This is a genomic window from Streptomyces sp. BV286 (assembly GCF_019090165.1).
Lineage (GTDB): Bacteria > Actinomycetota > Actinomycetes > Streptomycetales > Streptomycetaceae > Streptomyces.
On record NZ_JAHRIB010000133.1, the window covers coordinates 44,837 to 60,299 of the forward strand.

11 protein-coding genes and 1 tRNA gene are annotated in these 15,463 nt (G+C 69.8%); 5 read left to right on the forward strand and 7 right to left on the reverse strand.

What is annotated here, in order from left to right:
* Window positions 1–97 precede the first annotated feature (97 nt).
* The 4 genes from KUF83_RS18680 to KUF83_RS18695 all read right to left on the reverse strand — a co-directional run bounded on the left by KUF83_RS18680 (window position 98) and on the right by KUF83_RS18695 (window position 5,129).
* Window positions 98–1,459, reverse strand: a complete 1,362-nt coding sequence (locus KUF83_RS18680) for an NAD(P)/FAD-dependent oxidoreductase (protein WP_217455861.1) — start codon at window positions 1,457–1,459, stop codon at window positions 98–100.
* A gap of 284 nt (window positions 1,460–1,743) precedes the next feature.
* Complete coding sequence (locus KUF83_RS18685) at window positions 1,744–2,658, reverse strand: SGNH/GDSL hydrolase family protein (protein WP_217455862.1); 915 nt, start codon at window positions 2,656–2,658, stop codon at window positions 1,744–1,746.
* A gap of 361 nt (window positions 2,659–3,019) precedes the next feature.
* The gene (locus KUF83_RS18690; RefSeq protein ID WP_217455902.1) at window positions 3,020–3,607 is read right to left on the reverse strand and encodes a tellurite resistance TerB family protein; all 588 of its coding nucleotides are present in this window, start codon (window positions 3,605–3,607) and stop codon (window positions 3,020–3,022) included.
* A 241-nt stretch (window positions 3,608–3,848) separates the two neighbouring features.
* A complete protein-coding gene (locus tag KUF83_RS18695; protein ID WP_217455863.1) occupies window positions 3,849–5,129 on the reverse strand; it encodes an MFS transporter in 1,281 nt (426 codons plus the stop codon).
* Between the two features lie 1,103 nt (window positions 5,130–6,232).
* Between KUF83_RS18695 and KUF83_RS18700 the strand changes: the two genes are divergently transcribed.
* On the forward strand, window positions 6,233–6,886 hold the full coding sequence (locus tag KUF83_RS18700) for a DNA-binding response regulator (RefSeq protein ID WP_308403048.1): 654 nt from the start codon (window positions 6,233–6,235) through the stop codon (window positions 6,884–6,886).
* Between the two features lie 99 nt (window positions 6,887–6,985).
* Here the strand turns inward: KUF83_RS18700 and KUF83_RS18705 are convergent, their stop codons facing one another.
* The 3 genes from KUF83_RS18705 to KUF83_RS18715 form a co-directional block, all read right to left on the reverse strand.
* Complete coding sequence (locus KUF83_RS18705) at window positions 6,986–8,686, reverse strand: alpha-amylase family protein (RefSeq protein WP_217455865.1); 1,701 nt, start codon at window positions 8,684–8,686, stop codon at window positions 6,986–6,988.
* Window positions 8,677–9,681 (reverse strand): TIGR03885 family FMN-dependent LLM class oxidoreductase, encoded by a 1,005-nt coding sequence (locus KUF83_RS18710; RefSeq protein WP_217455866.1) that lies wholly within the window; start codon window positions 9,679–9,681, stop codon window positions 8,677–8,679. Before KUF83_RS18710 ends, KUF83_RS18705 begins: the two co-directional genes overlap by 10 nt.
* 193 nt (window positions 9,682–9,874) lie before the next feature.
* Window positions 9,875–9,948, reverse strand: a tRNA-Met gene (locus KUF83_RS18715).
* Between the two features lie 303 nt (window positions 9,949–10,251).
* Between KUF83_RS18715 and KUF83_RS18720 the strand changes: the two genes are divergently transcribed.
* The 4 genes from KUF83_RS18720 to KUF83_RS18735 all read left to right on the forward strand — a co-directional run bounded on the left by KUF83_RS18720 (window position 10,252) and on the right by KUF83_RS18735 (window position 15,447).
* Window positions 10,252–12,141 (forward strand): ATP-binding cassette domain-containing protein, encoded by a 1,890-nt coding sequence (locus tag KUF83_RS18720; RefSeq protein WP_217455867.1) that lies wholly within the window; start codon window positions 10,252–10,254, stop codon window positions 12,139–12,141.
* An 869-nt stretch (window positions 12,142–13,010) separates the two neighbouring features.
* Entirely contained in the window at window positions 13,011–13,820 is an 810-nt protein-coding gene (locus KUF83_RS18725; RefSeq protein WP_217455868.1) for an alpha/beta fold hydrolase, read from the forward strand.
* Entirely contained in the window at window positions 13,820–15,091 is a 1,272-nt protein-coding gene (locus tag KUF83_RS18730) for a PP2C family protein-serine/threonine phosphatase (protein WP_217455869.1), read from the forward strand. The genes KUF83_RS18725 and KUF83_RS18730 overlap by 1 nt, the downstream gene beginning before the upstream one ends.
* Window positions 15,088–15,447 (forward strand): STAS domain-containing protein, encoded by a 360-nt coding sequence (locus tag KUF83_RS18735; protein ID WP_217455870.1) that lies wholly within the window; start codon window positions 15,088–15,090, stop codon window positions 15,445–15,447. The genes KUF83_RS18730 and KUF83_RS18735 overlap by 4 nt, the downstream gene beginning before the upstream one ends.
* Window positions 15,448–15,463 lie beyond the last annotated feature (16 nt).

Genomic DNA, 15,463 nt, shown 5'->3' on the forward strand with positions numbered 1-15,463 from the left:
TCGGAGGGGCAGCCGCTCGGACGGCGGGCTCGGCGGAGCCGCGTCGCACCCGCCGTCCGCCGGGCGGGCACGTCGCCGTCCCTCCACGCCCTCGCCGTCACTCGGCCTCGGTGCGCTCCCGGATCTGCTCCGGAGTCAGATACGCGTTCGTGTATTCGAAGTCCCGCAGTGTGGCGGGCGTACGGGACAGGAACCCGGTGCGCACGAAGTCGTCGCCGGCCACGGTGTTCAGCGCCCAGTTGGTCGCCACGCGGGCCTTCGCCACATTGGTGCGCAGCGCCGACCAGTGGTAGCCACGGGCGACGACCAGGGCGGGCAGGCCACGCAGTTCGACACCGAGCGGCTTGGACACGGCGTCGCGGCCTCCGAGGTCGACGACGAGTCCCAGGTCCTTGTGGACGTACGGCGTCATCCGCCGACCGCGCAGGGACGCGATGACGTTGTCGGCGACGTGCTTGCCCTGGCGCATCGCGTGCTGGGCGGTCGGCGGACAGACCGCGCCCTCCACGTCCTTGGCCTCGTCCGGTACGGCGGCGGCGTCTCCGAGCGCGAAGACGCCGTCGTGCCCGCGCAGGGACATCTCCGAGCTGACCGCCAGCCGCCCCTTGACCGTCTCGGCGCCCAGGGTGGCGATGAGCGGGCTCGCCGCGACTCCGGCTGTCCAGATGAGGGTGTGCGTCGGGATCACCCGGCCGTCGGTGAAGGTGACCTCCTCGGGGCCTGCCTTCGCGATGGACACACCCAGCGAGACGTCGATGCCCCGCCTGCGCAGGATGCCCAGAGCGCTGGTGCCGAGTTTGTCGCCCAGCTCGGGCATCAGCTTCGGCGCGATGTCGATCAGGTGCCACTTGATCAGCTTCGGGTCGAGCCTCGGGTAACGCTTCACAGCGTTGTGCGTCAGGCGCTGCAGGCACGCGGCGGTCTCGGTGCCTGCGTAACCTCCGCCCACCACCACGAACTGGAGCCGTGCCGCACGCTCGGCCTCGTCCTGGCTGGCGTCGGCGATGTCGAGCTGCGAGATGACGTGGTCACGGACGTACGCCGCCTCGGCGAGCGTCTTCATTCCGCGGGCGTTGTCGGCGAGGCCCGGGATGTCGAAGGTCCGGGTGACACTGCCCGGTGCCAGGACGATCTGGTCGTACCGCTCGTTCACGATCTCGCCCGTGATCTTGCGGACGACGCAGACCTTGGCCTTCAGATCCACGCCGATGGCACCGCCGGGAATGATGCGGGTGCGGTACTTGCGGCTGCGGCGCAGTGACACGGCGATCGACTGCGGGGTCAGGACCCCGGAGGCGACCTGCGGCAGCAGTGGCAGGTAGAGCTGGTAGGAGAACGGCGTCACCAGTGCGAGGTCGGCCTCGTCGGGTCCCAGCTTGCGCTCCAGGCGGCGGACGCACGCCACTCCCGCGAAGCCCGCTCCCACCACCAAGATCTTCGGTCGTCCCACGATGTCCATCCCTTCACCGGCCGCGCACGTTCTGGCTTCCCCCAGTCCCCTGCCCCCTGATTCCCCTCCTCGCACATGGTGATCCCCTGATGAGACGAGCCGACGCACCCCGACCGGCGCGTCGGGCCCCGGACCTGTGCAGATTCGGGTCGCAGGGTGGGATCCAGGGCGAAATCAGGGGGATTTCGTATACGTCACGGCCCGGCGACGGCGTCCTGGACACCGTCTTCCGGGCCGGCGTCGGAGGATGCTCCTCGTGTTGCTCCGGGCCTGCAGGCGCGGCAAGCCGCCCTTCAGCGTCCGTGCCCCTTACCCAGACGCTTCAGCACGGCCCGTGCCATGGCCTCCTCGCCCTTGGCGTTGGGGTGGGCCGGGGCCGCGGGCGAGGCCGGTCGCAGCGGTTCGACCCAGCGGATTGCCGGGTCCTTGCACATGTCGTGGCCGATCGTGGGCCCGTACGTGTCGACGTATTCGGCCCGGTTCAGCCGCGCCACGACCCGCATCATCAGGTTGAGGCGCTTTCCGGTGTCGCGCAGATAGGGGAAGTCCTTCGCGGCGAACGGCACCGAGGGGTAGCAGCCGCTGCCGTCCTCCGGCAGCAGATCCGGATAGCCGACGACGAGCACACGAGCGTGCGGCGCTTTGGCGTGAACGGCCCGCAGCACGCGGGCGATCTTGGGTGCCGTCTCGAGGATCTTCAGCGTCAGCTGATCGACCCCGGACGACGAGTAGTGACGCTGGCACGGATTTCCGGCCAGGTCCTGCGAGCTCAGCTGGGCGCAGGTGCCGATGATGGAGCTGAACCCGATGTCGTTGCCGCCTATCTGCACCGTCACCAGATCGGTGTCACGCTTCACGGCGTTGAGCTGCGGAGGGTTCGTCCCCTGCGCCTTCCACATCTCCACGGTCGTAGCGCCGCCGCAGCTCATGTCCTTGAACGTGGACGTCCTGCGCTCCGCAGCCACGAGTGAGGGGTAGTTGTGGTCGGAGCGGGCGCAGTTCACGTCGACCTGCTTCGGGATGCCGGGTCCCGAGGTGTAGGAGTCGCCCAGGGCGACGTAGTCCGTGCCCCTGCCCTGGCCGTTGCCGTGTGCCGCGACGGGCCCCGCGGACGCGACGACGAGGGCGCAGCCGGTGAGCGCGGCTCCGACGGCGGTCGCCCGTCGGCGGTTCGATGCTGTCCAGCCGTACTGGGTGCGACGGTTCATCGATGTTCCCCCTGAGTCCGGAACGGCGCGTTGAGGTCGCTGGAAGCGCCCTCGTACGGTGACTGAACTTGTATACCGGCCAGTTCGTTCTCGGGACCAGAGGCGCGGAGCATGGGGCTGCGTCGCCGCACCGCGAATCCGCCGCACCACGGGCTCCCTCTCGGCACCCCGCCCGCGGTGCCTTCCGCACGCACGCGACGGCGCGCGGTCAACTTCCGCTCCGCCTCCCGCCGCCCTGCTCGCCGCAGCGGGGGCACGGAACACGGAAGCGGAGCAAGGCATGGTGATGGCATGCCAGTCGAGCGGCAGCATCCGGGCCGTCGACTCCGCGGAGGGACAGAGCCGACGGCGACGGCATCCGTCAGATGCCGAACTCCGCGGGCGACAGACCGAGAGCGGCGCAGGCGTCGCGGATGGCCTGCTGCTCGGACAGCTCGAAGTGTCCGTCCGCACCCGCGACCACGATGCCCGTCTGGACGACCGCGCGGGCCTCCTGCGGCTTCTTGGCCGCCTTGGCGATCTCCCGCAGCGCTTCGGCCTTGCCCTGTTCGAAGTTGGCGACGAGCCGGTCCACATGGCGGTTGAAGCCCTGGCGAAGCTGGTCCGCCGGGAAGTTCTGCAGGACTTCGTTGGTGACGATCAGCTCCTCCACGCGCTGCCGCTCAGCCTGCTCCACATATCCGTCGGCCGCGGCCACCAGGGCGCACATCGCCATGCTGGCGTCGCGGTAGGCACCGCTCTTCAACTCGGTCTTGACCGACGCGAGCTGGGACTTGAGCAGCCCGACCAGCTGGGCCTTGGAACCACCTGAGCCCGAGGACGAACCGGGTGCGTGGCCACCGCGCTGTCCCTGTCCGTGAGGGGCGTGCCCCTGTCCGCCCCCTCCCCTGCCGCTCTGGGACTGCTGGAGATTCTTGGCCTGGTCCTTGAGCCGGTCCCACATCGCCACTACTGCCACCTCGGCTTCTGCTGTTGCCTGTCCGGTCTTGATCATCGGTCACGCTTCTTCGCGGTCCGCCAGATGAACGGCTCTCGAGGCCACGGAGGTTCCCGAATGGCAAAGGTAACGTAAAAGAGATCCAGATCAGGCTGGTGAATCACCGCCCTCACGCTCGTAAGGAAAAGGCCTCGGTGACAGCTCACCGTCCGGCCTGCTCCGCGCCTCGCGCTATCTCGAAGCCCTCTCGCCGTCAGGCGGCCGCCTGGGACAGGTTTCCGGAACCGCGGAGCACCGGATCGCCCCGCAACCGCAGGAAGGCGAGCCCGAGGGCGACGGCCTGCAGTACGCCGCACACGAGGATCGCGTGACCGAGGGCCGGCACCGGCGTCAAGGCGACCACGACGCCCGCCACCGGGAAGGGCAGCAGCAGAAGCAGGATGGTCAGCGAGAGAGTGCTGCCGAACGCGGCCGGCGGTATGAGGAGTGAACGAAGCGTGCGCAGCACAACGGTCAGGCCACCGTCCGCGGCCATGAAGAGCGCCATGACCAGGACGTACGAGATGTAGGTGGGAGCCTGGGACAGGGCGAGACAAGCCGCGGCCGCGACCGTGGAACAGACCACGCCGACTCCCCACAGGCCGAGCCTGTTGAGCGCGATCCGGCAGGCGGCCACCGCGAGGAGGGTGGAAGCCGCCGCCGCCGACCACAGCGTCCCCACCGCTGCCGAGGTCAGCCCGAACCGCTCGACCACGATGATCGGGCTGGCGGCGTGCAACAGCCCGAGCGCGAGGTTGGAGACGACCAGCCCCGCCACGAGCCAACTCAGCACGGGGAGCGAACGGAGCGTGTTCCAGCCCACCTTGAGCCCCGCCTCCAGGCGCGCGCTGTTCTTCGACGAGGCGCGCAACGGCGTCGGCGGGGTCTGCAGGGCGAGACAGGCCGCGAGGACGGACAACACCCCCAGGACGGCGAGCATGTGGGTCGGCCCGAGGAGCAGGAGTACACCTCCCAGGGCGGGCCCGGTGAGGGTGGCGGTCTGGTCTATCCCGATCAGAACGGCCTGCACCTTGTGCGCCTGACCTGCGGTACGCCGGCTGACGATCGCACCCACGGCCTCGTTGGCGATGAAACTGAACTGCGTGAGGGCTCCAGTGCCGGCGGCCAGCGCCATCACCGTGACCGTCTCTGCCGTCCCGCCCGGAAGCACGAACAGTGCGACTCCTCCCGCCCCCACGAGCAGGGCCCGCGCCAGGGAGGCGAGGAAGAAGACGATCGCTGCCCCGCACCGGTCGACCAGATCCCCCGCCAGGCCGAAGGCCGCCACGCGCGGAATCCATTCGAGCGCGAAGGCCAGCCCTGTCAGAGACGCGGAGTTGGTGGTGGCCAGCACCAGGAGCGGCATCGCGTAGGTGCACATGGAGAAGGCGAGCGCGTCGAAGGCGCGGGGTGCGTAGACCCGGCGGAGCAGGCCGCCTTGGGGAACGGCTGCATGCCGACCGGCCGGTCGGCCCTCATGGAGGGAGATGGTCACGGAATGGGGTGCTTTCAGTCAGCGGTGGCGCGACAGAGGAAAGGGCGACCGGGCGGCAGGTCACCTGAAGGGGCCCGTCGATGGTTCTTCGGCCGTGCGCCGGGCATGCCACGCCGAAGTCGTCGAGGAAAGGACGGCGACCGCGAGGCTCAGCGAGCTTCGGTCATCGGTCGCGTCGGACGGATGGCGCCGCGTCCGATCAACAGGGCATCAAACGTTGCCCGTACGCGGTGCGCGGCCGTCACACCGCCGGCCGCGCATCCCCTGCGCGAGCTCTCGCACAGCGGCGTGGTTTCGTCGCGCCTGCCCATGGGGTTCTCGCCACCGCACGCTGCGGGAATGCCGGTTGCCCCACTCGTGCCGCTCCGCCCGACGGTGGGCACTGCTGTGGCGGGGACGCAGTCCGACCACGCCAGGGTGCGAGCTCTTGGGCACGCGGACTCCACTCAAGTGGGGGGCAAGAGGGAAATCGGGCCTGCGGTGTGAAGCGGCACGCCCGACGGTGGTGAAGTGACCTTGCCACACGCCTTGTTGCGTAATCAACCACTGCGTGTACCAAGTTTGCCGCGCCGATCCCGCGCCGGAACCCGCCCGCAGACGTCGGCTCCACCAGCGAGATTTCACCGGCCCGCGCCACGCACACCACCGCGCGGATCAGCCCGAAGAGAGCGCTTGCGCGAGAGTATGGCAGGCCCGGCCGCCGGATGGTCGGCGGCCCTCCTGCAACGTACGCGGGGGACCCACGCGAGGCCGTCCCGGATGCGGCCTGGGCACGGAGGGCGGTACTGATCCCGTCACCGCCCGCCCCTGGCGTCGCCGCCAAGTCGCCTGCTTCCCTTCCCGCATACCCCGAGACTCGGCGCGCCCCGACCCGGCCCGACTGCCTGCCTGCCTGCCTGCCTGCCTGCCTGCCTGCCTGCCTGCCTGCCTGCCTGCCTGCTGCGCATCGTGGCCGGCGCCGCCGGCCGCGGATACAAGTCGGCCGCAGCCTCGCCCGTCACGCCGGGCAGGCCGGTCTGACCGTCAAGACAGTGACCGCCCCGACACCGGTGTCCTTGCGCTGTCCATCCGGACAGGACGCCGCCATGGGGCACAATGGCGGAGTGGCAGAGATCGTGACGATCCGCGGTGACCTGGAGCTCCTCACGCGTACCGCCGAGCTCTTCTCCTCCGTCCAGGAAGAGTTCGTCTGTGTCGCCCGCGATCTCAGCACCTGGTCCCACACCGGAGCCCGGCAGACAGCCCGCGACCGGCTGCGAAGCAGTGGCACGCACCGGATCCGCAAGCTGTACAGCCAGGCTGTGCTCGCTGACGAGCACAGCCGCGAGCACCTCGACGACCTCCTCGGCAGGGGCGCCACGGTGCGGATCGCCGCCACGACACTTCCGCACGAGACGATCATCATCGACCGCCGGTTCGCGATCCTCGCCGGCCCGCACACCCCCGGCGGCCGTGAGTACACCATGGCTTCCGCGCCCGCCCTGGTCGGCGGGATACACGCACTGTTCGAAGCCGCCTGGGAGACGGCCACCGACCTCAGGACCTTCGTACGCGGCGAACAGCCCGATCTCGACGCCGAAAGCCGTACGGTCCTGCGCGCGTTGGGGTCCGGCGCCACCGACGAGACCGCCGCACGCCAACTCGGCCTGTCCGTGCGCACCTACCGCCGCAGGGTCGCCGAACTGCTCACCGCCCTGGACGCGGGTTCGCGATTCCAGGCCGGGATGCGCGCGGGCGAACTGGGCCTGAGCGGCTGACGAGCGGCAGACCGCCGGGCCGGAGCAGGACCTGACCGGCGCCGGACCGTGGCGAGTTGGCGCCGACCGCTGGTCGGTGCACTGCCGACGGAACCTGTGTCAGTCGGCCGCGACCCTTTCGGGATCGTCGGCCGGAGTACCGACGCGCAGCCACCGGTAGCCGTAGGCGGGCAGTTCGACACGGACCAGGCCGTCGTCGGGCACCGTGAGACCTTTGTGCTCCTCGTCGAGCAGATCCGTCAGCCTGCCACCGGGTCCGGCCTCGGACAGGCGCAGCCGTACGGTGGCCGGTCCGCCGGCGAAGTTGTGCACCGCCAGGACCGTTCCGTCGGTGGTGCAGCCGACGTGCGCCAGCACAGCGCTGTCCCCGGTGTCCACCAACCGGTAGTCGCCCCACGCCAGTTCAGGCGCCTCCCGGTATCGCTCGATGAACAGCCGCATACGGCCAAGGAGCGAGCCGGGGTCGCGACTCTGCTCGTACACGTTGACGTTCTGGCATCCGAAGGCGCCCTCGGCCGGTGGATTGGGCAACGCGTCCGGGCCGGCGGTGGAGAAGCCCGCACCTGCCTCCGGTGTCCACTGCATGGGTGTGCGGACGGCCTGGCGTCCCGCGGCGGCCAGGTTCTCGCCCATTCCGATCTCCTCGCCGTAGAAGAGCACAGGGGTGCCCGGCAGCGTGAAGAGCAAGCTGTACGCGAGCTCGATGCGGCGCCGGTCGCCGTCGACCATCGGCGGCAGCCTGCGGCGCAGTCCCCGGCCGTACAACTGCATGTCCTCGTCCGGGCCGAAGGCCTCGAAGACCTCGGCCCGTTCGTCGTCACTCAGTTTGTCGAGGGTGAGTTCGTCGTGGTTGCGGACGACCGTGGCCCAGTGGGCGTCCCGTGGGGCGGCCGGGCGCTGCCGCAGCGCGGTGGCCAGCGGCCCGGCGTCCTCGCGCGCCATGGAGAGGTACATCTGCTGCATCGCGACGAAGTCGAAGCACATGGTGAGCTCGTCCCCGCGGCCCGAGGCGGGGTCGCCGAAGAAGCGCGCGGTGTCGTCGTAGGGGAGGTTGACCTCTCCCAGCAGGATCGACTCGCCGTTGCGGCGGCCGAGGAAGGCGCGCAGATCGGCGAGGTACTCGTGCGGATCGGGCAACGCTCCGGCGTCACTCTGCCCGTCCGTCTCCAGCAGGAAGGGCACGGCGTCGACCCGGAATCCGGACAGGCCGAGCTGCGTCCAGAACCCCATGACGCGGGCTATCTCGTCGCGGACCTCGGGGTTGGCGATGTTGAGGTCGGGCTGCTGCTTGTAGAACCGGTGGAGGTAGTACTGGCCACTGCCCTTGTCGTACTCCCACAGGCTGTCCTCCGCATCGGGGAAGACCACGCCCTCGGGGCCGTCCTCGGGTGGCTCGTCGGCCCAGACGTACCAGTCACGGTGGGAGGAGTCCCGGCCGGACCGGGCGTCCCGGAACCACGGGTGTTCCTCGGAGGTGTGGTTGACGACCAGGTCGGCGATCACCCGGATGCCGCGGTCCCGAGCGGTGCGGACGAACTCGGTGAAGTCCCCGAGAGTGCCCAGGCGGGGGTCGACTCCGTAGAAGTCCGTGATGTCGTATCCGTCGTCACGCTCCCGCGTCGGATAGAACGGCATCAGCCACACGCATGTCACACCGAGACGCACGAGATGGTCGATGCGCTGCGTGAGGCCCGCGAAGTCACCGGTCCCGTCGCCGTTCCCGTCCTGGTACGTCTCGACGTCCAGGCAGTACACCACCGCGTTCTTCCACCACAGGTCGGACGTACGGGTCAGACGCATCGGTACTCCTTCGCCGTGGCGGGCACAGGACGGGTGACGTCGAGGCGCGGCAGTACCTCGGCCCCGAACGCATCGATGAACGGGCCCTGTTCGCGGCCCACGTGGTGGAGCATCACAGCGTCGAAGCCGAGTTCGGCGTACTCCTGCAGCCAGGCCGTGTGCCGGCCCAGGTCGGACGAGATGTTGACCGTACGCGCCACCTGATCGAGGCTGACGTGCTCACTGACGATGTCGAACAGGTCCGCCGAGTCCAGATCCCAACTGACGGGCGGAGCATGCACGTTGGTGCGCCACTGGTCGTGCGCCAGCGCACCGGCCTCGGCCTCGTCGGGGGCCCAGCTCAAGTGGACCTGGAGGTGCAGCGGACCGCGGCCGCCCGCGTCACGGTACGCGTCGATGATCTCACGCAGGCGTTCCCGAGGGGCGTTGACCGTGATCAGGCCGTCCGCCCACTCGGCACACCAGGCCGCGGTCGCCGTGCTGCAGGCGGCTCCGATCAGCGGCGGCATGTCGGGCGGCAGCGTCCACAGTCGAGCCCGGTCCACGGTCACCAGTCCGTCGTGGCTGACCTCCTCGCCCTGCAGCAGGGCGCGGATGACGTCGACGCACTCGCCCAGCCGCGCGGTGCGGACGTCCTTGCGGGGCCAGGCCGCTCCCGTGATGTGCTCGTTAGAGGCCTCACCGCTGCCCAGGGCCACCCAGAACCTGCCGGGATACATGGCGGCGAGGCTGGCGACGGCCTGGGCGATGATCGCGGGGTGGTAGCGCTGACCGGGCGCGTTCACGACGCCGAACGGCGTTTCGTCGGTGGCCTGGAGGGCGGCTCCGAGCCACGACCAGGCGAACCCGGACTCCCCCTGTCGTACGCTCCACGGCGAGAAGTGGTCCGAGCACATGGCGGCGGTGAATCCCGCACGCTCCGCGTGCACCACGGCGTCGAGCAGGTCCGCGGGCGGGACCTGTTCGTGCGAGGCGTGTAATCCATAGACAGTCATGCCGGGCGAGTACCCCCAGGGTGGCCCTCATGCGGAGAACCGCTCGCAACTCCCCCAGACGCCGTACACAGCGGTGCAGTTACTCACGCACAGAAGTACCGACGCCGGAGCCTGACCGCCCCGCCCAACGCGACGTCGTGGGGCCGGACGGAAGAGGGCCCGGATCCAAAAGGATCCGGGCCCTCTCACGCAGTAGCGGGGACAGGATTTGAACCTGCGACCTCTGGGTTATGAGCCCAGCGAGCTACCGAGCTGCTCCACCCCGCGGCGATGTCCTCCACCGTACGCCATCCCGGACGCCCCGGAGACCACCCTCTCGTGCGTCGGGGTTCTCCCCATCGGCACGAGGGAGTCGGCTGGTCGTCGGCAAAGGGACGAACGGGCCCTTTCGGCCAAACCCTGTATGGAGGCCAGCGCCGTGCGCCAAGGGTGGATGCATCAGGCACTCGGCATGCGCCGGGACCCGGCACGGAATCCGATCCGGCTCAAACACGTGTGTTCGATCCCGCTTCCCTCGCCGTTGACTCCGGTGACCCATCCGATGGCATCCACCGTGCAGGAGATACGCCGTTGACTTCAGCCGACACCCAGGGCACGCAGGCCGTGCCGCCTCACCCACCACTGCCCGCCGAGATCACCTACTCAGGACAGTTCTCCGTGAACCCGCTGGGTGAGGTCTCCTTCCGCAGACTCTGCGCGCAGCTTCCTGCGGTACTGCGCCGCATCACCAGGCTGTCCTGGGCCATCGACCGCCGGGCCGTCCTGCTGCTCCTGACCTGTCAGCTGGTCACCGGGGTGGCCGCCGCGGTGCTGCTGACCGCGACCGCGCAGGCCATGCACCCCGTTCTCGGCGACGGCCCCGTCGCCGAGAGACTCCGTCATGCCCTGCCCGCCCTCCTCGTCGTGGCGGGTGCGAGCGCCGCAGCGCGCGGTGCGAGTGCCCTGGCCGCCTACGCGGAGCGGCTGATCACTCCGAAGCTCACGACCGCGACGGATACCGCACTGGTGGAAGCGGTCTGCCGCGTCGAGGCAGCCGCCCACGCCGTGGATGGTTTCGCCGACCGGCAAGAGGCAGCCGAGATGGGCGTGCTGCGGACACACGTCATGGTCTCCGACGCTCAGCGTTTTCTGTCGGCCCTGGTCAAGATGCTCACGGCCAGCGGTGTCCTGTCGGTCCTCAACCCGTTGCTACTCCCCCTGCTTCTCCTCGCTGTGCTTCCGGCCGGCGTCGGCGCTGTGCTCACCGCGCGCGTCGACTACGAGATCCACTACGCCAACGTTGCGGACCGCAACGTCCGCGGCATGATGCGGTGGTGGACGACAACGCCCAAGTACGGCGACGAGGTCCGCGCCAACGGCATGACCGGTTACCTGCTGTACTGGTACCGGTCCCTGTCCGAGCGGGTCGACCGACGCACGCTGGCCGCCGCTCCGAGAACGCTGCGCATCGCGTTGGCGTCCTCACTCGTGGGTGGGCTGTTCCTGGTCGTCACCTGGTCGGTCCTCGCCTGGCTGACCGTCACGGGCCGTGTCCCGCTCGCCATCGCCGCGACAGCGGTCGTCGCCGTGCAGACCACACTGGCGGCCCTGTCACAGGTCATCATCAACGGTGCCGCGGTGTTCCACACCAGCCTCTACCTGAGCGACATGCAGGCGTTCCTCGACGACGCGGCACGACGTGCTCCCCGGCGCGGCGACCTGGCCGTGAGCGTCCCGGTGGAGGAAATCAGGCTGGAGGAGGTCACGTACCGCTACCCGGGCAAGGACAAGGCAGCCGTCGACAGCGTCTCCCTGACCCTGCGACGCGGGAAGATCCTCGCCATCGTCGGAGTGAACGGCTCTGGCAAGAGCACCCTGACCCGCCTACTCACGGGGATCTATCTGGCGGACAAGGGGCGGGTGACCTGGAACGGCTCGGATCTCACCACCGTCGATCCGGCAACGGTCTGGGACTGCACCGGGCTGGTCCCCCAGATCTTCGCGCAGTGGCCGCTGCGCGTGCGCGAGAACGTGACCCTGGGGCAGCCCCGGACCTGCGACGACGGGCCGGTGTGGGACGCCGTCGACGCGGTCGGCATGCGGGACGCGGTCGAGGATCTGACGCTCGGCCTCGACACCCTCCTGGCTCGGGAGGTGTTCGGCGGGGCGGAACTGTCCGGTGGGCAGTGGCAGCGCCTGGCCTGCTCGCGGGCTCTGTACCGCCGTCCACCCTTGCTGATCCTGGACGAACCCACCTCGCAGATGGACCCCCGCGGTGAGCACCAGATCTTCGAGAAGATCAAAGCCATCGCCGGAGACCGCATCACGATCGTCGTCACGCACCGGCTCGAGAACACGAAGGTGGCGGACGACATCATCGTCATGGAGCAGGGCCGCATCACCGAACAGGGCGACTACGACAGCCTCGTGCACGCGGGCGGTACCTTCGCCGAGCTCCTCCAGCTCTCCCAGGACCGTTAGCCACGCGCCACCGCAGGTGAGCGTGCCGCACGGGACGGCCCGCCGCCGGTGGAACACCTGTACCGGCGGCAGGCCGTCGACGGCGGGGACCGCGCGGGCTCCCCCTCCGCGCGCGGTCCCCGCACCGCGCCCCTCACCTGCAGCGGGGCAGCAAGCACATCGCCCCGGTCGCGCCTGCGGGTGAAGGGTGGAACGGGTGAGGCCGTGCACCCGGCCCGGCGGCTCCAGCTACTGGGAGCGACCTCGGGGCGTGTCGAGCGACCTCACTCCATGGCACGGCTCTCCGCCGGTGTTCTCCGACGCGACGGGACGGCCGTACGACGACGGCCACCGTGTCCTCGCGGAGAGGACCGGCACGGGTCATCGGGAGAGTCATGAACGGCTCCAGGGCGGCCTGCGGATTCCAGGGCGGCCGCTGCCTGACCGTTTCTCAGGCCACAGAGTAGCCGTACGGCGCCGGAGAGTGAAGGCCCTCTCTGGCGGCTCTTGAGCTTCGCCGCAGCGGACAAGCCCGCAGTGGACGAGGAGGCGAAGGATGTACTTGCCCTACGCCTGTCCCACGAGAGCGGCACCCATGGGCATCGCGGCGCCACAGCGGTGGACGACTTCCCCGGGCGGTGCCATCTCGTGCGCTCCGGGTTTTCGGTGAGCCGCGCCACAAGGGACCCCGGGCGGCATGGTCCGTCGCCGCGCCACGCCCACTCCTGAACGGAGGTCCGATTCCCGCCCACGACGCCCTCCACCGGCTTCGACCTCCGCTTGGGCCGAGACCGGGTTCCGGCGGTGCGTCCTCGCGCTGCCACGACAGGGACGTCGCAGCGGCTTTCGGGCCGCGTGAAGGGTCTGTGCGGTCTGCGAGGATGCTTTGTATGGATGTAAGGCACAGGAACCATGTGACGGTGAGCGGGCGGGCCGACGGGCCCGTGGTGATGCTGGCGCACGGGTTCGGCTGCGACCAGAACATGTGGCGTCTGGTCGTGCCGGCACTGGAACGTGACTTCACCGTCGTGCTCTTCGATCACGTGGGCGCGGGAATGTCGGATCTGTCGGCGTGGAGCCGGGAGCGGTACTCCACGCTGGACGGTTACGTCGATGACGTGCTGGAGCTGTGCCGGGAGCTGGAGCTCGGCCCGGTGACGTTCGTGGGGCATTCGGTCAGCGCCATGATGGGCGTGCTGGCCGCCGCCCGGGAGCCCGCGGCGTTCGCGGGGCTGGTGCTGCTCGCACCCTCTCCGTGTTTCATCGACGACCCCGAGGACGGCTACGTCGGCGGGTTCAGCGCGGGTGACATCGAGGAGTTGCTGGAGTCGCTGGAGGCCAACTACCTGGGCTGGTCGGGTGCGATGGCACCGGTCATCATGGGCAACCCCGACCGGCCGGAGCTGGGTGAGGAACTGACCAACAGCTTCTGCCGCACAGATCCGGACATCGCCCGGGTCTTCGCCCGGGTGACGTTCCTGTCCGACAACCGCACGGATCTTGCCCAGGTGGGTGTGCCCACGCTGGTGGCCCAGTCCTCCCATGATGCGATCGCCCCGCCGGAGGTGGGTGCGTTCGTGCACGCCCGGATTCCGGGCAGCCGCCTGGTCACCCTCGACGCGACCGGCCACTGCCCCCAGCTCGCCGCCCCTCAGGAGACCGCGGCGGCGATCACCGCATTCGCGGAAGCAGTCACGTGATGAGCGGGACGAGCGACGAGGAAGAGGCCCGGCGGAAAGGCGACGACGGGCCCGTGGTCGATCAGGAGCAGTTCTCCGCCCTGCTGGAGGACAGCATCGAGGACCTGTACGAGCACGCGCCCTGCGGATACCTGTCCACCCTGCTGGACGGCCGGATCGCCAAGATCAACGCCACCCTCGTGGGCTGGCTCGGCTACGCGCGCGAAGACCTGCTGGGCCACAAGTACTTCTCCGACCTGCTGACCGTCGGCGGACGGCTCTACCACGAGACCCACTTCGCCCCCCTGCTCAGGATGCAGGGCGAAGTCAGCGGAATCGCTCTGGAACTCAAGGCCGCCGACGGCTCCCGCCTGCCGGTCCTGGTCACGTCGACGGTGAAGACAGGCAGTGACGGGCAGCCGCTGCTGATCCGTACCACCGTCTTCGACGCCCGTGACCGCCGCGCCTACGAAACCGAGCTGCTGCGCGCCCGCCAGGAGGCCGACGAGGAACGCGAGCGCTACAAGCGCCTGGCGACCACCCTGCAGCGCACGCTGTTGCCGCCGGCCCTGGCCAACGTGCCCGGCCTGGATGTCTCAGCGCACTACCACATCGCCTCGGCCGACGAGGTCGGCGGCGACTTCTACGACCTGTTCCCTCTCGCCGCCGGGACCTGGGGTCTGTTCCTGGGCGACGTGTGCGGCAAGGGCGCCGCCGCGGCGGCCGTCACCTCCCTGGCCCGGTACACCCTGCGGGCCGCGGCCGTGTACGACCCCGACCCCGTCGCCGTCCTCGGCAACCTCAACACGGTTCTGAACCACGAGTACAGCGGCACCGACCCGCGCTTCTGCACCGTCATCTTCGGTCTGCTCACCCCCGACCACGACCGGCGCGGCTTCCACATCACACTGGCCGGCGGCGGGCATCCCCCCGCGCTGCTGATGCGCGCCGACGGCACCACCGACTACCTGCCCACTCCGGGCGGACAGCTCATCGGCGCCCTGCCCGACGCCCAGATCGCCACCACCAGCGTCCACCTGGACGCCGGTGACACTCTGCTCCTGCACACCGACGGGCTCACCGAGGCCCACAGCAACGCCGGTGCCGACGACGGGGAGCGCTACGGCGACGACGCACTCCTCGATTTCGCCCGCGCTCTCGCACCCACCACCGCGTCGGACACCATCGGCGCGATCCGGGGTCTGCTCAAGACCTTCGGCCGCGGCGTGGACGACGACACCGCCGTCCTGGCCATCCATGTGCCTCGACCCGACAGTGGAGATCAGCAGTGACCCAGCACCTGTCCCTCCACATCCGCACCGCTCCCGCCGGTGCGGTCATCGAGATCGCCGGGGACCTCGACCACCACACCGCCCCCGAAGTCCGTGCCGCACTGCCCGGGCTCGACCTGCTTCCCGGCCAGCAGCTCGTCCTCGACCTCGGCGGCATCACGTTCTGCGACTCCAGCGGCATCACCGCCCTGATCGCCGCCCGCAATCACGCCCTCGCCTGCGACGCGGGCATTGCCCTGGCCGCGATCCCCGACCGGGTCAGCCGGATCTTCCGGATCGTGGGCCTGGACCAGGTCTTTCCCTCTCACCTCACGGTCCAGGCCGCCCAAGCCGAATGGCGCCCCGCCACGAGCTGACCCCGCGGCCGGAGAC